The sequence below is a fragment of the Pseudomonas sp. 51_B genome, assembly GCF_017491595.1.
In the GTDB taxonomy this organism is placed as follows: domain Bacteria; phylum Pseudomonadota; class Gammaproteobacteria; order Pseudomonadales; family Pseudomonadaceae; genus Aquipseudomonas; species Aquipseudomonas promysalinigenes.
On record NZ_JAFGYW010000480.1, the window covers coordinates 1 to 430 of the forward strand.

1 protein-coding gene is annotated in these 430 nt (G+C 66.0%); it reads left to right on the top strand.

What is annotated here, in order from left to right:
* Positions 1-96 precede the first annotated feature (96 nt).
* Complete coding sequence (locus tag J5M56_RS25830; RefSeq protein WP_207938163.1) at positions 97-423, top strand: thioredoxin family protein; 327 nt, start codon at positions 97-99, stop codon at positions 421-423.
* Positions 424-430 lie beyond the last annotated feature (7 nt).

Here is a 430-nt window from a genome sequence, read left to right on the forward strand (position 1 = left end):
ACATTGTGTAGTCGCGCCCTTTTTCGACTACAGTAAAACCGCTGGCCTCGACGACGGCCTGAACGCAACCCTGCTTCTGCTCGCCCTGGAGTCACGATGCATTCTTCGCAAGCCTATACCGCCGACGCGCCCACGCGCGCCGAAGTCGACGCGCTCGCCGGCGCGACCGTCATCGACTTCGGCGCCAACTGGTGCGGCATCTGCGCGGGGGCGCAGCCCGCGATTCGCGACGCGTTTTCCGGGCACGCCGACGTTCGGCATCTGAAAATCGAAGACGGTCCCGGCCGGCCGCTCGGTCGTTCGTTCGGCATCAAGCTCTGGCCGACGCTGGTGTTCCTGCGCGACGGCACCGAAGTGGCGCGTGTCGTGCGCCCGACCCATGCCGAGCAGATCGAAACCATCGGCTTCGCCGCGCTGGTCTGATCAACCG